Origin of the sequence: Pantoea rodasii, assembly GCF_002095465.1 — a bacterium.
Classification (GTDB): Bacteria; Pseudomonadota; Gammaproteobacteria; order Enterobacterales; family Enterobacteriaceae; genus Pantoea; species Pantoea rodasii.
On sequence record NZ_MLFP01000020.1, the window covers coordinates 38,596 to 59,631 of the forward strand.

General features: G+C 55.1%; 20 protein-coding genes and 1 pseudogene. 10 read left to right on the forward strand and 11 right to left on the reverse strand.

All coding sequences use genetic code 11. The annotated features are described in order from the left end of the window. Window positions 1-516: 516 nt before the first annotated feature. The 4 genes from HA45_RS19910 to HA45_RS19925 form a co-directional block, all read right to left on the reverse strand. Window positions 517-1,008, reverse strand: a complete 492-nt coding sequence (locus HA45_RS19910; protein WP_100699768.1) for a GNAT family N-acetyltransferase — start codon at window positions 1,006-1,008, stop codon at window positions 517-519. A gap of 101 nt (window positions 1,009-1,109) precedes the next feature. Continuing rightward, a complete protein-coding gene (locus tag HA45_RS19915) occupies window positions 1,110-2,135 on the reverse strand; it encodes a Gfo/Idh/MocA family protein (RefSeq protein ID WP_100699769.1) in 1,026 nt (341 codons plus the stop codon). Between the two features lie 119 nt (window positions 2,136-2,254). Further along, a complete protein-coding gene (locus tag HA45_RS19920; RefSeq protein ID WP_100699770.1) occupies window positions 2,255-3,436 on the reverse strand; it encodes an NAD(P)/FAD-dependent oxidoreductase in 1,182 nt (393 codons plus the stop codon). A gap of 116 nt (window positions 3,437-3,552) precedes the next feature. Continuing rightward, entirely contained in the window at window positions 3,553-4,494 is a 942-nt protein-coding gene (locus HA45_RS19925) for a 2-hydroxyacid dehydrogenase (protein ID WP_100699771.1), read from the reverse strand. Between the two features lie 254 nt (window positions 4,495-4,748). On the opposite strand from HA45_RS19925, the pseudogene HA45_RS19930 reads away from it, so the two are divergent. From HA45_RS19930 to crtB, 5 genes and pseudogenes are all read left to right on the forward strand, one after another. Beyond that, window positions 4,749-5,653: pseudogene (locus HA45_RS19930) on the forward strand (polyprenyl synthetase family protein). Between the two features lie 14 nt (window positions 5,654-5,667). After that, complete coding sequence (locus HA45_RS19935) at window positions 5,668-6,939, forward strand: glycosyltransferase (RefSeq protein WP_100699773.1); 1,272 nt, start codon at window positions 5,668-5,670, stop codon at window positions 6,937-6,939. Then, complete coding sequence (crtY, locus tag HA45_RS19940) at window positions 6,939-8,105, forward strand: lycopene beta-cyclase CrtY (RefSeq protein WP_100699774.1); 1,167 nt, start codon at window positions 6,939-6,941, stop codon at window positions 8,103-8,105. Before HA45_RS19935 ends, crtY begins: the two co-directional genes overlap by 1 nt. After that, window positions 8,105-9,586 carry a phytoene desaturase gene (locus HA45_RS19945; protein WP_100699775.1) on the forward strand — a complete coding sequence of 494 codons (1,482 nt, stop codon included), beginning with the start codon at window positions 8,105-8,107 and terminating at the stop codon, window positions 9,584-9,586. The genes crtY and HA45_RS19945 overlap by 1 nt, the downstream gene beginning before the upstream one ends. After that, window positions 9,583-10,512: a 15-cis-phytoene synthase CrtB gene (crtB, locus tag HA45_RS19950; RefSeq protein WP_100699776.1), complete on the forward strand. Its 930-nt coding sequence runs from the start codon at window positions 9,583-9,585 to the stop codon at window positions 10,510-10,512. Before HA45_RS19945 ends, crtB begins: the two co-directional genes overlap by 4 nt. Here the strand turns inward: crtB and HA45_RS19955 are convergent. Next, window positions 10,430-10,981: a sterol desaturase family protein gene (locus tag HA45_RS19955; RefSeq protein WP_100699777.1), complete on the reverse strand. Its 552-nt coding sequence runs from the start codon at window positions 10,979-10,981 to the stop codon at window positions 10,430-10,432. The genes crtB and HA45_RS19955 overlap by 83 nt on opposite strands. 154 nt (window positions 10,982-11,135) lie before the next feature. On the opposite strand from HA45_RS19955, the gene HA45_RS19960 reads away from it, so the two are divergent. The 3 genes from HA45_RS19960 (at window position 11,136) to HA45_RS19970 (ending at window position 13,008) form a co-directional block, all read left to right on the forward strand. Next, a complete protein-coding gene (locus tag HA45_RS19960) occupies window positions 11,136-11,375 on the forward strand; it encodes a type II toxin-antitoxin system CcdA family antitoxin (protein WP_100699778.1) in 240 nt (79 codons plus the stop codon). 2 nt (window positions 11,376-11,377) lie between these two features. Further along, window positions 11,378-11,686, forward strand: coding sequence for a CcdB family protein (locus HA45_RS19965; RefSeq protein WP_100699779.1), 309 nt, complete (start codon window positions 11,378-11,380; stop codon window positions 11,684-11,686). 131 nt (window positions 11,687-11,817) lie between these two features. Further along, window positions 11,818-13,008, forward strand: coding sequence for a CynX/NimT family MFS transporter (locus tag HA45_RS19970; RefSeq protein WP_100699780.1), 1,191 nt, complete (start codon window positions 11,818-11,820; stop codon window positions 13,006-13,008). Window positions 13,009-13,010: 2 nt separating this feature from the next. On the opposite strand, the gene sfnG is transcribed toward HA45_RS19970, so the two are convergent. Then, on the reverse strand, window positions 13,011-14,099 hold the full coding sequence (gene sfnG / locus HA45_RS19975) for a dimethylsulfone monooxygenase SfnG (RefSeq protein WP_100699781.1): 1,089 nt from the start codon (window positions 14,097-14,099) through the stop codon (window positions 13,011-13,013). Window positions 14,100-14,294: 195 nt separating this feature from the next. Continuing rightward, complete coding sequence (locus HA45_RS19980; RefSeq protein ID WP_100699782.1) at window positions 14,295-15,179, reverse strand: LysR family transcriptional regulator; 885 nt, start codon at window positions 15,177-15,179, stop codon at window positions 14,295-14,297. A gap of 136 nt (window positions 15,180-15,315) precedes the next feature. On the opposite strand from HA45_RS19980, the gene HA45_RS19985 reads away from it, so the two are divergent. Further along, window positions 15,316-16,158 carry an MBL fold metallo-hydrolase gene (locus HA45_RS19985; RefSeq protein WP_240629160.1) on the forward strand — a complete coding sequence of 281 codons (843 nt, stop codon included), beginning with the start codon at window positions 15,316-15,318 and terminating at the stop codon, window positions 16,156-16,158. On the opposite strand, the gene HA45_RS19990 is transcribed toward HA45_RS19985, so the two are convergent. The 3 genes from HA45_RS19990 to HA45_RS20000 all read right to left on the reverse strand — a co-directional run bounded on the left by HA45_RS19990 (window position 16,155) and on the right by HA45_RS20000 (window position 18,161). Further along, entirely contained in the window at window positions 16,155-16,505 is a 351-nt protein-coding gene (locus HA45_RS19990) for an ArsR/SmtB family transcription factor (RefSeq protein WP_100699784.1), read from the reverse strand. The genes HA45_RS19985 and HA45_RS19990 overlap by 4 nt on opposite strands. Before the next feature lie 84 nt (window positions 16,506-16,589). After that, entirely contained in the window at window positions 16,590-17,054 is a 465-nt protein-coding gene (locus HA45_RS19995; RefSeq protein WP_100699785.1) for a heme-degrading domain-containing protein, read from the reverse strand. Between the two features lie 93 nt (window positions 17,055-17,147). After that, complete coding sequence (locus tag HA45_RS20000; RefSeq protein ID WP_100699786.1) at window positions 17,148-18,161, reverse strand: LacI family DNA-binding transcriptional regulator; 1,014 nt, start codon at window positions 18,159-18,161, stop codon at window positions 17,148-17,150. A 201-nt stretch (window positions 18,162-18,362) separates the two neighbouring features. On the opposite strand from HA45_RS20000, the gene HA45_RS20005 reads away from it, so the two are divergent. Next, a complete protein-coding gene (locus tag HA45_RS20005) occupies window positions 18,363-19,559 on the forward strand; it encodes an L-talarate/galactarate dehydratase (protein ID WP_100699787.1) in 1,197 nt (398 codons plus the stop codon). Here HA45_RS20005 and clcA read toward each other — a convergent pair. Further along, window positions 19,556-20,959: a H(+)/Cl(-) exchange transporter ClcA gene (gene clcA, locus HA45_RS20010; protein WP_100699788.1), complete on the reverse strand. Its 1,404-nt coding sequence runs from the start codon at window positions 20,957-20,959 to the stop codon at window positions 19,556-19,558. The genes HA45_RS20005 and clcA overlap by 4 nt on opposite strands. Window positions 20,960-21,036: the final 77 nt, after the last annotated feature.

The following is a 21,036-nucleotide window of genomic DNA, read 5'->3' on the forward strand; positions in this document are numbered from 1 at the left end:
CAGGCACCTTCTCGGTGCCTGTTTTTTAGCTCTGACCAAACGTCGATCTGACGAAAATTCAAATCACAATCTCAATGAGATTCCCATCAGGTCACGAATAATCGCCTTCGCCTGTCACCCGAGGCGCGCTCATACCAGACGTAAAACCGGTGTATTCAACGCTGCCCAACATCTCAGCATATCTTTCATCCAGAGATTACCGTTGCCGACGCGCTCTCAGCATCGCATGCCTTAACTGCCTGACATCTTGTTGCACCCAGCAGCGGCATGAAAGCGGTGCATCATCGTCAACCGCGGCGGGCAGTGGCACTTTTTCTATCGTGCCTCGATTGCAGATCGCGCACGCCAGCGTAGCGGGGGGTACGCCAATATAGCGCGCCATCTCCGGCAAGGTCATTAGGGAACCGGGCATCATAACCTCCTCATCGCATCAGAATTACCTTCCATGGTTGAGCAGCGCTGAGTGGCGTTTTATGATCGCGATCAGGTGGTCGATTAATTTAGGTTAAAAAATAATCACAGCGTCATCAGCATCTCATGCCACGCCATACCGCCGTGGTCGGAATCCGAAGGTTTGATGTACTGATAGCCAAACTTTTTATACAAATCGACGTGATGGGTTTTACACATCAGGTGAAGGGTCTGTTTGTTCATTTCTTTCATGATGGCAATAAACTGCTGCATCATCAGTGTGGCATAACCTTTACCCTGATAGTTCGGATCGAGCACCACCGACATGATCACCACGTTAGGTGCGGCGGCATCGTGCCCGACCAACTCCTTGAACGCTTCATCAGACATCACCACATCCCAGGCGCACCCGGCGTTAATAAAGCCAGCAATTTCGCCATCAATTTCCAGGCACATAAAGCCCTGCGGATACTGCGCAATGCGAGTGGCAATTTTCTCGCGCGTGGCGGCTTCGTCGCCTTCATAGGCTTCAGTTTCAATAATAAAGCAACGATCGACATCGGCGGGGGTGGCACTGCGGAACATCAATTTCGACACAACAGACCTCTAAATATAACGTTTTGTGGTCGCTATTTTAGCAGGATGCCATGTGAAAAGTGGGAGAGATAAGCGCGCTGCCTTACAGCAGCGCCACAGTTTTATTTCACATCCACTACGCGGTTTTCCTTCGCGCTAATAAATGCGGCATCCAGCACGGCCAGCACTTCGATCGCTTGCTCAGCAGTGACCGGAGGTTGAGAGCCATTACGCACCGCATCGGCAAAGGCTTCGTAATAGGCGTGATAGGCTCCTTGCTCCGAAGGAACGCGCTCGCTGCCCTGTGCGGTGTTCAGCGAGCCCCAGTTTGATTCAGCCTCATAGCCCCAGCCAGCCAAATCGTCAGCGGGACGTTGACCGGCAAAGATCGCCCGAACCTGAACATCCGTTCCGTAAGAAGTAAAGCTGCCCTTCTCGCCGTATACACGCAGCTCACGGGCAGCCAGATGGTTGATTTTGCTGGAAGAGACGTATGAGTGGCTACCGTTAGCGTGGGTCAGCGTCAGGTAAAAACTGGCATCGGTTGGGCCTTCGGCCACTTCAACAATATCCAGCTGGGCATACACGGACTTCACTGGCCCCAACAGCCATATGGCTTGATCGACTAAATGGCTGCCCATGTCACGCAGCAATCCGCCGGTTGGACCGCCTTCCAGCGTGTGCGGCTCGTCCAAATCCATACGGTTATGTAAGCGCCAAACCTTGCCCAAACGCTGCTGTTCGATCACTTTCTTTAGCGTCTGCATATCGGCGTCAAAGCGACGATTATGATAAGCCCCCAGCACCACGCCTTTCACCTTTGCTGCTGCCGCCAGTTCGCGTCCGGTTTTGGCATCCGGGGCAAAGGGTTTATCGGCTATGACCGATACACCCGCCTCAATCGCTTCCAGCACTAACTCGCGGCGCGTGTGCGGCGGAGTGGTGATAGTCACGATATCAATGCCCGCCGCCAGCATGGCGCTCAGGCTCGGATAGACCGGCACGTCCGGGAAGTCGGCTTGTACTTTAGCGATAGTGGCGGGCGCACGGGCGACGATCCCAGCCAGTTCCAGCCCTTGTGCTGCGGCAATAAAGGGGGCGTGAAAGTTTTTCCCGCCCGTTCCGTAGCCTACAATTCCGATTTTCATGCTGCCTCCGCGTGAGTATGAATAGCTTGGTTGCTGATATTAATAACATAATCGCAACAACCAAACGCGGTTACTGGCAGCAAAATGGCACAAAAATATCATTTTTTAAGAAAATGGCTCTATTGTGCCGCTGGGAAATTGCGCTTGATCGGTGCGAATGCATCGGCGTCTTTACCCAATAAGCGCTGAGGACGGAAATCAGCCAACAACTCGCTGGCGTGATCCTGCACCAACTCCTGCGCCACCAGCTTGCCAATCAAAGGCGACAGCGTAATGCCGCTGTGCGTGACCGCCACATACACACGCTGCTGCGGCGTCACGAAACCGATGGCAGGTAATCCGTCCGCGGGGCGTGCGCGTTGTCCAACAACAATTTTCTCAATCTGTAATTCACCGGCGTCCGCAAACAGCGATTGATAGCGCTGGCGAAACTGACGCGCGATGTCACCCTCGGTGGAGGGCGGTGCAGCCGGATCCGCAAGGTCGTCCAGCGCCAGCGCCTGTAACAGCAAACGCCCACCGCCATCGGGCCGCACATTAAGCTGGGGTGAAATCAAATTAGCCGCCAAAGACAACGGCTGCGGTGCGGTCCGCGCCAGGAAGCTACAGGCCACCGCGTTGGGTTTGCTGGTATCGAGCAGGGCTAAATCAAGATCCAACGTATTGAGCAATTGATTGGCCCAGCGTCCAGTGGCGATCACCACCCGATCGCCCTGCCACTGCTCGCCATTTGCCAGTTGCAAAGTGACGCCATCAGCCTGTTCGCTGAGGCTTTTGATGGCGTGCTGCTGATGCAATATTGCCCCATTGGCACGCGCTTCTGACCACAGCCGCGCCAGATACAGCGCCGGATGCAGCACCGATTCCGTGGGGAAGTGCCACACACTGCCGCTGACGGCCTGAGCACGCAGTTCAGGAATTTCGCGCTGTAACGCCTCTGACGTGACTTCGCGCGCCGGATAGCCTAAAGATTGCAGTGAAGTGGCACGCTGCAGCAGCCGTTGCTGAGCCTCACCTTCTGCCGCCCACTCCCAGGTCCCGCTGGTTTCCAGCCAGCGCAAGCCATTCGGCTGCGAGCGCTGCAATTTAACGTGCTCTTCAATCGAAAGGGCATTGAGTTGATGGTAACTGAGGGGTTGTTTGCCATTAGAGTTGACCCACGCGAAGGTGGTACTGCTGGTGCCGGCACCAATATGCTGCTGTTCGAAAATCGTGACCTGCACACCCTGCAACGCTAATGCGCGCGCCACCGCTAATCCGATGACGCCGCCGCCAATAATTGCAATCTTTTGAGTTGTCATGAATGGCTCCTGAATGAATGCCATATCATAACAGCGTCCGCATGCAGAAATTGCAATGGCTAAATAACCATTGTTGCGCAGGATATAAGGAAATCTTCTGTAGCCAGAAGACGTCTTTATACCGTGGTCAGCATTTTACCGTTTAAGAAAAAGGCGCGTAAATTATCCAGCACATTATTTGCCATGCCTTCACGGGTTTCATGGGTGGCACTGCCAATATGCGGAGTTAATAGCACATTATCCAGTTCACGCAGGGCGGGATGAATAAGCGGCTCCTGTGGGAAAACATCCAGCGCCGCGCCTTTGATCGTACCCTGTTGTAGCGCCTGAATCAGATCGCTTTCATTGACCACCGTGCCGCGTGCAATGTTGATCAACACGCCCTCTTTGCCTAATGCCTTCAGCACTTTTGCGTCCACCAGCTGAATATTTTCCGGGCTACCCGGCAACGCCAGCACCAGAAAATCACTGAACGCGGCCAGTTGCTCAATGTTGTCGCAGCGCTGATATGCGACATCTTTCGCACTGCGCGCGGTATAAGCCACCTGCATGCCGAAAGCTTCGGCGCGGCGCGCAATCGCCAGACCTATTGCTCCTAACCCCGCGATGCCAATACGTTTTCCGCTGGCTTTACTGGAGAGTGATGCGCCGGTGGTTTCCCACGCGCCAGAACGCGCGAACTGATGGTTTGCCACCAGGTTGCGTGAAAAGGCCAACGTCAGGGTCATGGCTAAATCTGCTACGTCGTCGGTGAGGATATCGCTGGTAATGCTGACCTGGATACCATGCGCCGCTGCATAATGCAGGTCGATGCGGTCGGTGCCCACGCCAAAAACGGCAATCGCTTTGCATACCGGCAACTGTTCCAAAATAGCGGTTTCCACACCCACATCGCCGCGCGTCACAATGGCCTGAATATCTTTGCCCTGCTGCTGAAGAAACAGCGCCGGGTCCTGCTGCTCATATAAGCGGTGGCAATGAAACTGCTGCGAGAGTTTTTCATCCAGCTGCGGCATCAGTGGCTGGATAATCAGAATCTGAGGTTGTGAAGAGGTCATTTTATTTTCCCGGTGAACAGATATTTCCCATCAGCCTACCGGATGAATGCATGTTACGGCAGCGTTGTTACTTTTTTCGCTAATAAGATCACGTGGAAAGTGAAATTAATACCGCAGCGAAAGTTTCGCTTATTGACGGTATTGTTGAGCAAGTAGTTGAATCCAACCCGTTGCGATCGCTGGCGAACTCACCTTACGCAGTCTACGGTTAATTAAAAAAACCATAACAATTCAACTAACCATGGAAAGCCACTATGACCGCCCATGTCGACCTCACAGCAAACCAGGAAAATGATCTTCTCCCGCTGCATCAGACATTGCAGGCACACCTTGAGCGATTGCTGCCTGCGGGTCAGCCCACTGATCAGGTACGCGCGGCGATGCGTGCTGGCGCGTTGGCACCGGGAAGCGCATCCGTCCTCTGCTGTTATTACTGGCCGCGCGGGATATGGGCTGTGATGTGCAACAGCACGGCATCTTCGATCTCGCCTGCGCGGTAGAAATGGTGCATGCCGCCTCATTGATCCTGGATGATATCCCCTGCATGGACAATGCGCAGATGCGACGCGGACGCCCCACCGTACACCGTGAATTTGGCGAAAACGTGGCGATTCTGGCGGCGATTGCGTTACTCAGCCGCGCGTTTGAAGTGATTGCAACCGCGCCCGGTTTAGCCGCGTCACAGAAATCAGAAGCGATTGCCGAACTTTCTTCAGCAGTCGGCTTGCAAGGTTTGGTTCAGGGCCAGTTTCAGGATTTACATCAGGGCGCGCAGCACCGCAGTCCGGAAGCCATTGCCCTCACCAATGAACTGAAGACCAGTGTGCTGTTTCGTGCCACGCTGCAAATGGCCGCCATCGCCGCAGATGCCACGCCACAGATGCGGCAGAAGCTCAGCTACTTCGCTCAGGACTTAGGTCAGGCATTTCAATTGCTTGACGATTTGGCGGATGGCTATAAACACACCGGCAAGGACATCAATCAGGATCAAGGTAAATCAACGCTGGTCCAAATGCTGGGCACCGATGGCGCCGAACGTCGCCTGCGCGATCACCTGCGCAGCGCCGATGAGCACCTTGCCTGCGCCTGCCATCGTGGTATGGCAACACGTCAATATATGCACGCCCTGTTTAACCAACAGCTGGCGATGTTTCACTGAACGCGGCACAGCCAATGGGGCATTTTGCCGTTATTGCACCTCCCCTCTATAGCCACTTTCAAGCGCTACAGGCGTTGTCACGGACGTTGATGGCGCGCGGCCATCACATCACCTTCGTGCAGCAGGCTGATGCGCGCCAACTGTTAAGCGATACGCGCGTGGGTTTCAGCACGGTGGGAGAACGTACGCATCCCTCCGGTTCGCTGACGAGCGTGCTACAACATCTGGCTTCGCCGCTCTCCTTGTTGCGCGTGATTGGTGATATCGCCTCCAGCACCGATATGCTGTGCCATGAACTGCCGGGACGATTGAAGGTATTGCAGATCGATGGCGTGATTGCCGATCAAATGGAGGCCGCGGGTGGACTGGTGGCCGAAGCGTTGAATTTGCCGTTTGTGTCGGTAGCCTGCGCGTTGCCGGTCAATCGTGAACCCGGCATTCCGCTGCCGGTGATGCCGTTTCGCTACGGAGAGGATGAGAAGTCACTGCACCGTTTCCAAGCCAGCCAGGGGATTTATGATCGCATCATGCAGCGTCACGGCGATGTGATCAGCCACCATGCGCGTCGTTTCGGTTTAGCTGACCGACATGGACTGCATCAGTGCTTGTCGCCGCTGGCGCAGATGAGTCAACTCGTCCCGGCGTTTGATTTTCCTCGCCAGCATCTGCCTGCCTGCTTTCACGCCGTTGGGCTATTACGATCATCGCCGCCGACCTCACGCCTCAACGCGCCCTGGCCACCGCTGCCAGCGCCGGTGGTTTACGCATCACTTGGCACCCTGCAAGGCCAGCGTTTTCGCTTGTTTATGCATCTGGCGCAAGCCTGTCGCAACCAGCAACTCTCGCTGGTGATTGCGCATTGCGGCGGCCTAAACGCCGAGCAGGTGCACCAGCTTGAGCGCGCGGGGGCGGCGTGGGTGACTGATTTCCTCGATCAGCAGGCCGCGCTTCAGCATGCTCAGCTGTTTATCACCCATGCCGGACTCAACAGTGCATTAGAGGCTTTGGAATACGGCACACCGATGCTGGCGCTGCCTTTGGCTTTCGATCAGCCCGGCGTCGCCGCGCGTATTGCGTGGCACGGCGTGGGCCGCCGCGCCTCTCGCTTTAGTCGTGTGCATCAGCTTGAACAGCATTTACAGCAGTTGCTTTCCGATGACAGCTATCGGCTGCGCATCTCGGCCATTCAGGCGCAGCTCCAGCGAGCGGGCGGTTGCGAACGCGCTGCGGATATCATTGAGCAGGCGCTGGGTCAGCAGCGGGTTGTGCTGGCGGAGGCGACCTGATGCCGCAGCGCTACGATGTCATCCTGGTGGGTGCCGGTCTGGCCAACGGCTTGATCGCGCTACGTCTGCGCCAGCAACAACCTCAGTTACGCATCCTGTTACTGGAGAGTCATGCTCATCCAGCGGGTAATCACACCTGGTCATTTCATCAGGACGATCTCACTGCAGAGCAACTGACATGGGTGCAACCGCTGATTTCCTATCGCTGGCCGGGCTATCAGGTGCGTTTCCCGCAGTTTCGCCGCAATGTGAGCGGGGAATATTGTTCCATCAGCTCAGCAGATTTTGTCCAGCGCTTGTATGACGCGGTGGGCAGCGATCTCTGGACCGCCTCGCCGGTGATCAACGTGACGCCAACCCAGGTGACACTCGCCGACGATCGCGTGCTGCATGCCGCCGTGGTGATTGATGGTCGCGGCCTGCAACATACGCCTCATTTGCAACTGGGTTATCAGGCTTTTGTTGGTCAGGAGTGGCAATTAGCGAAGCCACACGGTTTAACGCAGCCCATATTGATGGATGCCACCGTCGATCAGCAACAAGGCTATCGCTTTGTCTACACCTTACCGCTCAACGCGGACCGCCTGTTAATTGAGGACACGCATTACATCAATCAGCCAACGCTGACAGAGAGCGTCGCGCGTCAGAACATCGCCGACTACGCCAAAGCGCATCACTGGCCGTTAAGCCTGCTGCTTCGTGAAGAACAGGGTTCGTTGCCGATTACGCTGAGTGGGGATATCGACACGTTCTGGCAGCAACAGCGTGGTCAGCCGTGCAGTGGTTTACGCGCCGGGCTGTTTCACGCCACCACCGGCTACTCTTTGCCCAGCGCCGTCGCGCTAGCGGAGATGATCGCGCACACGCTGCCTTGTGATGCGCACACGCTTAGCCAGCGCATTGAAGCGTTTGCCCGTGAACAATGGCGCACGCAGCGCTTTTTCCGTTTACTCAACCGTATGCTGTTCTTAGCCGGACGCCCAGACCAACGCTGGCGTGTGATGCAACGCTTTTATCGGCTCGATGCCGGATTAGTTAGCCGCTTTTACGCTGGACAGCTGCGGCTCAGCGATAAAGCGCGCATTTTATGTGGCAAACCGCCGGTGCCGATCGGCGAAGCGGTGCGCGCACTGATGATGACCTCTTCTAAACCAGGGAAGAAATAATGACACGCACCTATGTAATTGGCGCCGGCTTTGGCGGCCTGGCGCTGGCGATCCGTTTGCAGGCCGCCGGCATTCCCACCACCCTGCTGGAGCAGCGCGATAAACCCGGCGGACGCGCCTATGCCTGGCAGGAACAGGGTTTCACTTTTGATGCCGGGCCAACGGTGATCACCGATCCGACCGCGATTGAAGAGCTGTTCACGCTGGCAGGAAAATCGCTCAGTGATTATGTCGAGCTGATGCCGGTCACGCCTTTTTATCGCTTGTGTTGGGAAGACGGTAAGCAACTCGACTATGACAACAATCAGCCGCTGCTGGAGCAACAGATTGCGACTTTTAATCCGAGCGATGTTGCTGGCTATCGCCGCTTTCTCGCCTACTCCCGCGAGGTGTTCAACGAGGGTTACCTAAAGCTGGGCACCGTGCCCTTTTTACATTTTCGCGACATGCTGCGCGCCGGACCTCAGCTGGGCCGTTTGCAGGCGTGGCGCAGCGTTTACAGTATGGTGGCAAAATTTATCCAGGACGATCACCTGCGCCAGGCATTCTCTTTTCACTCGCTACTGGTTGGCGGTAATCCTTTTGCAACGTCCTCGATCTATACCTTGATTCATGCGCTTGAACGCGAATGGGGCGTGTGGTTTCCGCGCGGCGGGACAGGCGCGCTGGTGCAAGGCATGGCGCGCCTGTTCACCGATCTCGGCGGCGAATTATTACTCAACGCCGAAGTGAGTCAACTGGAAACCCAGGGCAACCGCATCAGCGGTGTGCAGTTAAAAGATGGCCGTCGTTTTGATGCTGTTGCCGTGGCGTCTAACGCTGATGTGGTCCACACCTACGATCGATTACTGCGAGACCATCCGGCTGCCAGCAAACGCGCCAACGCGCTGAAACGTAAACGGATGAGCAACTCGCTGTTCGTGCTTTATTTCGGTCTTAATCATGCGCATCCGCAGCTGGCACATCACACGGTGTGTTTTGGGCCGCGCTATCGAGAACTCATCGACGAGATATTTAACAGCAGCCAGCTTTCAGATGATTTTTCGCTTTATCTGCATGCACCCTGTTCCAGCGATCCTTCGCTGGCCCCGGCAGGCTGCGGCAGCTTTTACGTATTGGCGCCGGTACCGCATCTCGGCACGGCCGCAATCGACTGGCAACAGGAAGGACCGCGTTTACGCGATCGCATTTTTGCTTATCTGGAGGAGCACTATATGCCGGGATTACGTCAGCAACTGGTGACACACCGAATGTTTACGCCGTTTGATTTTCGCGACACGCTGCATGCTCACCATGGCTCGGCGTTTTCGCTGGAACCGATTTTGACGCAAAGCGCCTGGTTCCGCCCTCATAACCGCGATGCTGACATCACCAATCTGTATCTGGTCGGCGCGGGCACACATCCCGGCGCGGGCGTGCCGGGTGTGATTGGTTCGGCGAAAGCCACTGCCCAGTTGATGCGGGAGGATCTCGCTGGATGAATCGCCAACCTCTGCTTGAGCAAGTCACTCAGACCATGGCGGTGGGCTCGAAAAGCTTTGCCACCGCTGCGAAATTATTTGATGCGCCCACACGCCGCAGCACACTGATGCTGTATGCGTGGTGTCGTCACTGTGACGATGTGATTGATGGACAAACGCTGGGCGAAGGCGGTACACAGCATGTTGTGGAAGATGCACAGGCGCGCATGCTGCATCTGCAAATTGAAACCCGTCGTGCTTACAGCGGCGCACACATGGATGAGCCAGCCTTTAAAGCATTCCAGGAAGTGGCACTGATTCATCAATTGCCGCCTCAGTTGGCCTTTGATCATCTGGAAGGCTTTGCCATGGATGCTCGCGAAGCGCACTACGTTACCTTCGATGATACCTTGCGTTACTGCTATCACGTGGCGGGTGTGGTGGGTTTGATGATGGCACGCGTGATGGGGGTGCGCGACGAAGCGGTGCTGGATCGCGCCTGCGATTTAGGGCTCGCCTTCCAGCTGACCAACATCGCCCGCGATATTGTCGAAGATGCGCAGAACGGGCGCTGTTACCTGCCGCAAAGCTGGCTAGACGAAGCGGGCTTAAGCGGCAAAAATCTGGCCGATCCGCAACATCGTGCCGCACTGGCACCGCTGGCCGCGCGGCTGGTGAGCGAAGCAGAACCCTATTACCACTCAGCGCGTGCTGGTTTACCCGGTTTGCCGCTGCGTTCCGCGTGGGCCATCGCCACCGCACGCGGCGTGTATCGCGAAATTGGCGTCAAGGTGCAGCATGCGGGCGCCCACGCGTGGGATGCGCGGCAACGCACCAGCAGCAGTGAAAAGCTGGCGCTGCTGGTTAAGGGCGCTGGCTTGGCGCTGACTTCGCGTTTGACTCGTCCGGAGTTACGTCCTGAGGGGTTGTGGCAGCGCCCGCGCTAGCAGCTTTGTGCCGATAACGCAGCGCCGCCTGTAACTTGTGCAGCGGCGGGGCGTAGAGAAAACCGAATGAGACACACCCTTCCCTGCCACGCACCGCATGATGCATGCGGTGCGCCATGTATAAACGCTTGAGATAGCCTTTGCGCGGAATATAACGGAACGGCCAGCGCTGATGCACCAGGCCGTCATGCACCATGAAATACAGCGCGCCGTACAAGGTGACGCCCGCGCCGATCCACTGCAGCGGCCAATAGCCGTTTACGCCGATGTAGATCAGCGCAATCGCCATGAACATAAACACCACGGCATAGAGATCGTTGAGTTCAAACTTGCCTTCATGTGGTTCATGGTGTGAGAGATGCCAACCCCAGCCCCAACCGTGCATGATGTACTTGTGCGACAGCGCCGCAATCACTTCCATCACCACCACTGCAGCCAGCAGGATTAACGTATTCCATAACCAAAGCATCGTGCGTCCATTTTTGGAGAACAGAAGCTATAAAGGTGGACGCGGATGGGTGGAGAGGCAAGTCACCAACGTTTATTTTTGCAGGATTGATGGCAGTTAAGTTTTCATCCATACTCACCCACATCACAACACGTGTACTCCACACGGGGGATTTATGCCTAATACCAGTGTTAAGCAGAAGAAAACCGTTAGCGTGACCGTCGAACCCATGCTCTTGCAACAAGCCAGAGATGCCGGTTTGAACTTATCCGCAATTCTGACTGAAGCGTTGCGACAAGAAATACGGGTAGCGGCTGCCGAAAAATGGAAACGAGAAAATAGCGCCGGTTTACAGGAACTGAATCGCATAACGGAAGAACACGGTTTACTGTCGGATGAACACAGGACGTTCTAAAAATGCAGTATATGATTTACACCAATACCAGCAAAAACAGTGCTTATCCTTATCTGGTCGATGTGCAAAGCGATATCATCGATGAACTCACGACGCGTATTGTTATCCCTTTATATCCAATGATCCGACTTCAGGCTGACCCTGTAAAACGACTTAATCCTGTCATCGAAATTGAGGGAGAAGGCTATCTCGTCATGACCCATGAAATGGCAAGCGTGCCCGCGTCATTGTTAGGAAAACAGGTGATGGATGCCCGCCCTTATCGCCAGCGAATCAAAGATTCTATTGATTTTATCTTTGATGGATTTTGAAACTTTACATGTTAAACGTCCCTCGTTAGTATTCCCCCCTCTCAGCGGAAATGAACCGCTGCGTAAGCGTTAACGTCAATCAACGCACCATATGCAGAATCGCTCTGCCTCAATTCTATGGTGCGCAAAATATGTCCCATACCGTGATAACCCAAGATCCTGCCCTGCGACGCGCGGGTTTTTTCCTGTTTCTGTTGCTGCTAACTGCTGCCAATTTGCGCACGCCAATTACCGCCACCGGACCAATACTGGAGAATATTCGTGCCAGTTTTGGACTGAGCGCCAGTGCCGCGGGCGTGATCAACTTTTTACCGCTGCTGATGTTCGCCACGCTGGCACCGCCAGCCGCCTGGTTTGGTAATCGCTTTGGCCTCGAACGCAGTTTATGGGGCTCACTGCTGCTGATCACGCTGGGATCGTTACTGCGCATTACCGGCAGTGAAAATGCCATGTGGGCAGGAACTCTAATTTTAAGTTCCGGCATTGCCGCTGCCAACGTCCTGTTGCCACCGCTGATCAAGCGTGACTTTACCGAGCACACGGCGCGCTATATCGGGTTGTATGCCATGGTGATGGGGATTTCAGCCAGTATTGCATCGGGCATTGCGGTGCCGCTGGCTGAAGTCAGCTCAGCGGGGTGGCGTCTGTCGCTCGCGGTGTGGTTAGTGCCAGCGTTTATCGCGTTGTTCGCCTGGCTGCCTTACCTGAAAAGATCGGCGCCGCAAGCTCACGCGGCAGCAACCCACAGCGTGACCCGCTCGCCCTGGCGTTCGGCGCTGGGCTGGCAGGTTTCACTGTTTATGGCCAGTCAGTCACTGCTGTTTTATACCCTGATTGGTTGGTTCACGCCGTTTGCGCAAGACAATGGCATCAGTCAGATCGAAGCGGGTGGCATGCTGTTCGTCTATCAGATCGTTGCCATCGTCTCCAATCTCGCCTGCATGAGCGCCCTAAAGCGGCTGCGTGATCAGCGTGCCATTGGCCTTGTCGCTTCATCCCTGATTTTTGCTGCAGTGGTTGGCTTGCTGCTGTTACCGTCATGGTCGCTTTTGTGGCTGATTCTGGCTGGACTCGGAGCAGGCGCATCGCTGGTGATCAGCCTGTCACTGTTTAATCTGCGCACACAGGACCATCTTCAGGCATCGAAACTCTCCGGCATGGCACAGTGTGTGGGTTACGGGCTGGCGGCGCTTGGCCCGCTGTGTTTCGGTATGCTGCACGACGCCAGCGGCAACTGGCTGGTGCCGCTGATAATGTTGCTGGCGGTCACCCTGGTTCAGATGGTAATGGCGCTACTGGCGGGCCGCGCCCGCCATATTTGATATCAGGCCGATACCCGACTTTCCTGACGTTCCAGTTCGCGCACCAGCGGGATCACTTCGCGGCCAAAGAATTCCACGTCTTCATGGAAGTGCAGGAATGCCAGCAGCAGCAGGTCAACACCTTCGCGCTTTAACGCGATGATGCGCTCGGCGATCTGTTGCGGAGTGCCGATCAGGTTGGTTTTAAAGCCGTCGTTATATTGCACCAAATCTTCGAGCGACGATTTTGCCCAGTTGCCCTCACCTTCGGGTGAAGCGCTGCCGGCGTTTTTCACCTCATGCTGGAAGCCTTTAACGGCATCCGGATTGGCTTTCGCGATGATCTCCTGCAGGACGGCCTGCGCTTCCTGCTCTGTATCACGGGCGATGACAAATCCGTTTAAACCAATTTGAACGCGATGGCCGTTGGTGGCCGCTTTTGCCTGAATATCCTCCACCTGTTGTCGTACACCTTCCGGCGTATTGCCGTTAGTGAAGTACCAATCCGACACGCGCGCTGCCATATCACGTGCTGCACGGGAACTACCGCCCTGAAAGATTTCGGGTAACGGTGAAAGGGGTTTCGGTTTTAAGGCGTAATCACGGAACCGATAGAAGTCTCCGGCAAAGGTGAAACTGCTTTCGCGCCAGATACCTTTAAGGCAACGGATAAATTCTTCAGAACGTAAATAGCGCTCTTCATGATCGAGCCAGGGTTCACCAATCGCTTTAAATTCACCCCGGAACCAGCCGCTGACGATGTTAACGGCAATACGTGGACCGTAAAGATGGCTGATGGTGGCAATCTGCTTGGCGGCCAGCACGGGATTCCATGGGCCCGGCAGCAGCGCGGCAATCACTTTGAGCTTTGAGGTGTGGCTCAGCAAATCCTGCGAAAAGGTCACCGATTCATGCTGGTTATCTGCACCGTATCCGGCGGTAAATCGAATCTGCGTCAGGGCATAGTCGAATCCTGCCTTCTCAGCGATTTTTGCTAACTCCCGGTTATATTCTGCGTCCCAACGGGTACGTTGTTCAATCTGGCTGATCACCAGGCCACCGGACACATTGGGCACCCAGTAGGCAAATTGCAGCGGTTTTGAGTCTGACATCGGCTTCTCCAGCTGAGATATATAGCGTAATGAAATAGATTATGACGAAGTCCAATCTTTTGGCTATATATGCACTTGCAGCGAGTGTGCCAGTTTTGCCAGGCGCGAAGTGAACTGATTTTGCAGGGTTTAGTGCCAATCTTCTTTTTTAATGTGGCTGCAAATGCAGCAACAGGTGTCGCAGGACAGTTGCAATTACAACAGCGACTCTTCCGCCAGATTTATCGCTTTTAAAAAATCGTGAATCAATGGCCTCGCATCGTCCTTCCGCCACACGGCATATAACGTGATCTCAAGCGGTAACCACGGCAGCATCACCAGCGAAACGGTGTCAGGCACGCTAATCGCCAGACTTTGCTGAATGAACGTAAAACCCAGCCCCGCTTCCACGCAGGCCAGGGCAGCCAGCGGTCCGTTTACTTCTAACGTGATGCCCGGCTGGAAACCGGCTTGTTCACATGCCGCCAGTAAACGTGCGCGAGCGGCGGGATTGAGATGCGCATGATCGGCTATCCAGCGCTGTTTTTGTAGATCAGCGGGTGTGGGTGCAGCGATGGCTTGAGCTTTTGGCATGGCTAGCAAGACCGGTTCCGTCAGCACTTTTTTCTGCGAAAACAGAACGCCTTTCTCGGGAGGCGTATGCAGCAGCGCCACATCCAGCGCCCTTTCTTCAAGCAGTTCGCGTTGCTGTTTTGACCGCATCGCATGCAGATGAATAGCGATACCACTTTGCGGATCAATCCGGGCAATCGCGTTTGGCAGTATGCGTGAGTGAATCGCCGCCTCAACATAACCAATATCCAGACGCACACTTTCAGCCTGCGTCAGGCTGTGACCGTAATCGGTGAGACGCGCATGGTGTTGCAGAAAAGGCGTGACCTCATCCAGAAATTTTCGCCCTGCTTCCGTCAACCGCAGTCGTTTTTTTTCCCGATGAAACAGCGTGACGCCTAACTCATTCTCGAGTTGCTGGATTTGCCTGCTCAGCGGGGATGCCGAGATATGCAGCTTTTCCGCCGCCTGACCGACATGTTCCAGCAGCGCCACGGTGGCGAAAGATCGCAGTAATTTGATGTCCACAGCTATTTCGGTCTCAACTCAGTCGAAAATGATGATAGTCACATCACTCAGTTCACTGCAATATTTTCATCGTGCTTGCAGGTCAATGAATGGTCGGCGTTTTATTCTCTCCAGTTAATGATTTAAGGCGGTGTTTGTGAGTCATCACTTCTCTACTCAACGAGTGGGCAACTATCAGGTCACGGCAATCAGTGACGGAACAATGAATGCCAGTCTGGCATTGTTGTCAGGCATTGATATGGCGACAGCTGAACAGATTCAGTCGCAATCCGGTATTGCCTCACCGGGTGATATTCATATTTATAGCTATTTAATCCGTGGCGAGGGCCGCACGATACTGATTGATAGCGGTATGGGCGCCATCAACCATATTGGGGGTGAACTGCAACGCAACCTGCTTAAGCTGGGTGTTCAGCCTGCCGACATTGATACCGTTCTGCTGACCCACGGCCATCCCGACCACATAGGCGGCTTGCTGAATCCTACGGGGCAAGCGGCCTTCGTTAATGCAACACTCTATTTATCTCAGACTGAAGCGGCATTTTGGCTGGATGACGAATGGCTGAAAACAACCAGCGAGCGCACGCAGAGAAATGCACTGTTGGTGCGCCGCACGTTGGACGCGTATCAACCCGCGTTATATTTATTTGAACAAGAAGATATTAATCCTGATATCCGCGCCATCCCTTTGCCGGGGCACACGCCAGGCCATACGGGGTATCTGATTCACTCTTGCGATGAGCGTTTACTGATCTGGGGCGATATTGTGCACTACCCCCATATCCAATTAGCCCGACCAGAAGTTTCCATCTCCTTTGATCATGACCCGGCATTGGCGGAAGCCACGCGCAAAACGATTGTTGAGCGTGTATTAAAAGACAATATCCTGGTGGCGGGAATGCATTTTGGTGAACCCGGATTTGCCTATATTCGAGGTGATGCGCAAACGGGCTATTTATTACAGGTTAAATCGGATTAAGGCGCGTCGCCGTGAAAATCCGTCACGGTGTCGCGCGTTAACGCATCCTGTGCGGTGGCATGTAAGAACGCATCCAGCAAGCCGGGGAAGCGGGCGTTAAGATCGGCACGACGCAACGACAGCAAATTTTCGCGACCTGAAGGTTTCTGCCAAATCACCCCACTGTCACGCAGGACTCGCCAGTGATGGGTTAAAGTGGATTTTGAGACGCCTTTCAGCAGCGATCCACAGGTATGTTCACCACCATCGGCCAGAATGCTGACGACGCTCATGCGCATTGGATTGCCGAGCGCTGCCAGCACCTGTTCCAACCGAATCTCATTGCACTGCGGGTGATTGTCCAACATCCACTGCCCTTAATTGTTCGTATAAAGACGAATTATCGGGCAGCCAATGCGGGAAGTACAGCGCGCTGGCCTGACTGGCGGGATTTAATGCAGCAGCTGGTTAATTGCCCACAGCGCTAACGCATGATCGTCTTCAGAAGGTAAACCACTGATGCTGACTGCGCCGATGATCGCACCCTGCGGACTGAGCAATGGGAAAGAGCCACCGTGATCGGTGTAATCTTCCTGACGTATATTGCGCTGTTGCGCCATGCGCTCGCCCTTCTGCTCATTAAAGAACCCCATGTACAGGGAAGAATGGCCGGTCAGCAACACGGTGTTGCGTTTACGCCGCATCCACTCGAGATTATCGGGGGCGGAACCAGGCAGCGCAGCAAGGAATAAAACCTGTCCAAAAGCATACACTTCGATAGCAATCGGCGCGTTCATTTCACGGCCTCGTTCGCGCAGGCTCTGGCCGATTTGCCACGCCAAATCGAAATCAAACTGCGGTAAACGGTGCTCAGCTTCTTGCTGCAGCAGGGTCTCTAAAGAAGGCAGTGCGGACATGAATAGGATCCTCTCAAGGTGAAATTAATTTTCCACTTTTTATAACATGGAATATTTTTTTCGCACGTGATGAGGATCGCAGTTCAGCTGAGGTTAGCCAGAATCTCGCGGCAGCATGGTGAATCCCATATCAATAATCGGATTTTCTACCATTTGATTGTGCAATCGTTTCATCAGTTGCTCAGCAGCCAGCTCACCCATACGCTGGCGATCAATGCGCACCGTGGAGATGGAGGGGAAATTCGCCGCAGCGAAATCGAGATCACCAAATCCTATCACCGCCAGCTGTTGTGGAATGTGAATACCGCGCGATTGCGCCGCCATCAATGCGCCCTGCGCCAGCGTATCTGAACTGCATACCAGCACATCAACATCAGGGTGATGATCCAGCAACTGGGTGCAGGCCTCGCGGCCTCGCGCCATTAACGCGGGTAACTGAACCGTCACGTCGGCGATCGGTTTGATGTCCAATGTCATCAGCGCATCCTGCAAGCCTTGCTTACGTTGCAGTGCGCGGCGGTCATCGGTCCAGATCAATCCCGGCTTTTTATAACCGCGTTCGGCAAGGTATTCCGCTACGCGCGCACCGATTTTTTCATGGGAAAAGCCCACCAGCATATCGATCGGCGTGGGTGTCATATCCCAGATCTCCACCACCGGCACATTCGCCTGCAACAATACCTTTTTCAGTTGGGCGCTGTGATGGATGCCGGTCAGCACAATACCATCCGGGCGGCGGGACAGCAGGGTTGCCACCGTTTCCGCTTCCGTTTCGGTTTCATAACCGGTGACGCACAGCAGCATGTGGTAACCGCGCGCGCTCAAGCTGTCATTTAGGCTCTGGATGGTGTCGACAAACATGTTGTTATTGATTTGCGGCACCACCACAGCGATCAGACGACTGCGATTGCTCGCCAGACTGCCTGCCTGGGCGTTGGGAATGTAGCCCGTCGCAACGATAGCCGATTTCACTTTCGCCACCGTCGCCGGTCTCACCTGCTCGGGAGAATTTAACGCACGGCTCACCGTCATGGGCGAGATTCCCGCAACGCGGGCGACATCTTCCAGCGTGGGTGCAGTTTTGCGCTCAGGATTTCGTTGTTTCATGGCGGCTCAGGATGCAGAAAGATAGCGCTAGCATAGCAGGCCATTAGCGTAAATCCACTGCATAACGGCATTAATGTTAGTGCTATCATTTTTAACTTTCAGTCATGGTTTTTGTGATCGCTGAGGCATAAATGATCATGCTTATTGGCGCATAGTCTGTTCCAGCACAAGAATGTTAGCGCAATCATTTAACAGGAGAGCATCATGTCGAGTGTGAATTCCAGTGCCGTTAGCTATGCCAAAACTCAATCCGTTGGCAACGCCACTGAAAGCGGTGATCGCATCGTGTGGGTCAATCTGTCATTGGCATTTTTGCCGCTGGCCACGCCAGTTAGCGATGCCAAAGTGCTGACCGGGCGCCAGAAGCCGTTGACGGAAGTGGCGATCATCGTGGCCGAGATTGAAACCCGTGACGGTTTCCAGGGCATCGGCTTCAGCTATTCTAAACGTGCGGGCGGCCAGGGAATTTATGCGCATGCCTGTGAAATTGCCGATGCGCTGATCGGTGAAGATCCCAATGATATCGATAAGATTTACACCAAACTACTGTGGGCAGGCGCGTCAGTGGGCCGCAGTGGCATGGCGGTGCAGGCGATTTCACCGTTCGATATTGCGTTATGGGATATGAAAGCGCGTCGCGCGCAGTTGCCACTGGCAAAACTGCTGGGAGCACACCGCGATTCGGTGCAGTGCTACAACACTTCAGGCGGATTCCTGCATACGCCGCTAGATCAGGTGATCAAAAACGTGGCGATCTCGCGTGAGAACGGCATTGGCGGCATCAAACTCAAAGTCGGCCAGCCTAATACCGCTGAAGATTTGCGACGTCTCACCGCTGTGCGTCAAACGCTGGGAGATGACTTCCCGCTCATGGTGGATGCGAACCAGCAATGGGATCGCGAAACGGCGATTCGCATGGGCCGCAAGATGGAACAGTTCAATCTGGTGTGGATTGAAGAACCGCTGGATGCTTATGACGTGGAAGGCCACGCCGCGCTGACTGCCGCGCTGGATACGCCGATTGCCACCGGTGAGATGCTCACCAGCTTCCGCGAACATGAGCAGCTCATTCTCGGCAACGCCAGCGACTTTGTTCAGCCGGATGCGCCACGCGTCGGCGGCATTACGCCGTTCCTGCAGATTATGGATTTGGCGGCGCGCCACGGGCGTAAACTGGCACCGCACTTCGCGATGGAGATCCATATTCATCTCGCAGCCGCCTATCCCATCGAACCCTGGCTGGAGCATTTTGAGTGGCTCAACCCGCTGTTCAATGAACAGCTGGAACTTCGCGATGGCCGCATGTTGATCTCCGATCGCCACGGCCTGGGTTTCAGCTTGAGTGAACAGGCGCGGCGCTGGACCACGCTGACGCACAGCGTGGGCAAACGCCCTTAGTGTGTCTTTGTGCTGGCGTGAGCGCTGAGCTGAGCCTTGGCCAGCGTGCGCGCCAGAATCGAGGAGTAGAGCGGTTTGCCGCCGAAAAATTGCGCGGCAAGCGTTGCGCCTAAACAGGTGATGATCATCGGCAGAATCAGCTGATAGTTGTTGGTCATTTCCAGCACCAGCACGATGCCGGTTAAGGGCGCACGTACCGAGGCGGCAAACAGTGCGCCCATGCCAGCCACGGCAAAAGTCGCGGCCTCCAATTCATAACCCGGGAACCAGTGAATGCACAGCTGACCAAAACAGGTGCCCAGCAAAGTGCCCAACGTGAGCATCGGCGCAAAGATTCCGCCCGGCGCGCCTGAAGAGAAGCAGCAGATCGTGACCAACGTGCGCAGAGCGAACAGACCGAATAGCGCCAGAGCGCTGTAACTTCCCGCAGAGAAATCGGGAATCAGCGTGATACCGCCGCTCACCGCCGCTGGCAGATACAACCCGAGCACGCCACACAAACCCGCCAGCACACTGCCCCACATTACCCAGGAAGCAATGCGACCTTTATGCAAACGTTGAAACTGATCCTGTGCAAGGAAGATCAGGCGATTAAACGCCACGCCACAGCCGCCAAACAGGATGCCGAGCAGCAGGTACAGCCAAAGCGTGTTGGTAGGCGCATCACGTAACTGGCCAATGTTGATGATGGCTTCATTGCCGTTGCACAAACGAAACACGATGCTGGAGACGATCACACCGACAAACACCGCTTTTATCGAGATCAGGCTGTAGCGAAATTGCGGACGCATCTCTTCAATAATGAACAGGATGCCCGCCAGTGGCGCATTGAAAGCCGCCGATAAACCCGCTGCTGCCCCGGTGGCGATTAAGGTGTGACGAGATTCAGAGGATTTAACGCGGAACAGATCCAGACACATGCCGCCGATATTGCCGCCGATCTGCACGGTTGGGCCTTCGCGCCCCAGCACCATACCCGATCCCAGCGCCCCCATGCCGCCGATAAACTTCACCGGCAGCACGCGCCACCAGCGAACCGGGCGCAGTTCTTCAAGCGCGCCTTCAATTTCAGGAATACCCGAACCGCCGGCTTCTGGGGCAAATCGCCGCACCAGATAGTAGCCGATGGCCCCCAACAGCGCGGCGACCAGAAACGCGCCAGCGACTTTTAATAGCGGATGAGTAATGGCGCTTTCCAGCCAGTTCAATCGCAGATGCAGAATGAAATTCACCGCGCGGTCAAAAGCAACACCGACTAAACCTGTGAGCACGCCGACCAGTGCGGCGAGCAACAACAACGCCACGGGGGTTTTGTCACGGCGCAACAGTTTTTGCAACAGCATAAAGCGCCCGGCGCGCATCGCGTTCTCAGGCTGAGTGGCATTTTGCGAAACAGACATGCAGATCCTCAGTAACATCAGCGCCGCACTTCCCGCGACGAAAAGCCGTCAGCATAGCCAAAGCTGGCGCTAGCGTA

Excerpts from the sequence above, each read along its gene's own strand:
- HA45_RS19915 (WP_100699769.1), bottom strand. The coding sequence starts at position 2,135 with ATGAAAATCGGAATTGTAGGCTACGGAACGGGCGGGAAAAACTTTCAC.
- HA45_RS19920 (WP_100699770.1), bottom strand. The coding sequence starts at position 3,436 with ATGACAACTCAAAAGATTGCAATTATTGGCGGCGGCGTCATCGGATTA.
- HA45_RS19925 (WP_100699771.1), bottom strand. The coding sequence starts at position 4,494 with ATGACCTCTTCACAACCTCAGATTCTGATTATCCAGCCACTGATGCCG.
- HA45_RS19935 (WP_100699773.1), top strand. The coding sequence starts at position 5,668 with ATGGGGCATTTTGCCGTTATTGCACCTCCCCTCTATAGCCACTTTCAA.
- crtY (WP_100699774.1), top strand. The coding sequence starts at position 6,939 with ATGCCGCAGCGCTACGATGTCATCCTGGTGGGTGCCGGTCTGGCCAAC.
- HA45_RS19945 (WP_100699775.1), top strand. The coding sequence starts at position 8,105 with ATGACACGCACCTATGTAATTGGCGCCGGCTTTGGCGGCCTGGCGCTG.
- crtB (WP_100699776.1), top strand. The coding sequence starts at position 9,583 with ATGAATCGCCAACCTCTGCTTGAGCAAGTCACTCAGACCATGGCGGTG.
- HA45_RS19955 (WP_100699777.1), bottom strand. The coding sequence starts at position 10,981 with ATGCTTTGGTTATGGAATACGTTAATCCTGCTGGCTGCAGTGGTGGTG.
- HA45_RS19960 (WP_100699778.1), top strand. The coding sequence starts at position 11,136 with ATGCCTAATACCAGTGTTAAGCAGAAGAAAACCGTTAGCGTGACCGTC.
- HA45_RS19965 (WP_100699779.1), top strand. The coding sequence starts at position 11,378 with ATGCAGTATATGATTTACACCAATACCAGCAAAAACAGTGCTTATCCT.
- HA45_RS19970 (WP_100699780.1), top strand. The coding sequence starts at position 11,818 with ATGTCCCATACCGTGATAACCCAAGATCCTGCCCTGCGACGCGCGGGT.
- sfnG (WP_100699781.1), bottom strand. The coding sequence starts at position 14,099 with ATGTCAGACTCAAAACCGCTGCAATTTGCCTACTGGGTGCCCAATGTG.
- HA45_RS19990 (WP_100699784.1), bottom strand. The coding sequence starts at position 16,505 with ATGTTGGACAATCACCCGCAGTGCAATGAGATTCGGTTGGAACAGGTG.
- HA45_RS19995 (WP_100699785.1), bottom strand. The coding sequence starts at position 17,054 with ATGTCCGCACTGCCTTCTTTAGAGACCCTGCTGCAGCAAGAAGCTGAG.
- HA45_RS20000 (WP_100699786.1), bottom strand. The coding sequence starts at position 18,161 with ATGAAACAACGAAATCCTGAGCGCAAAACTGCACCCACGCTGGAAGAT.
- clcA (WP_100699788.1), bottom strand. The coding sequence starts at position 20,959 with ATGTCTGTTTCGCAAAATGCCACTCAGCCTGAGAACGCGATGCGCGCC.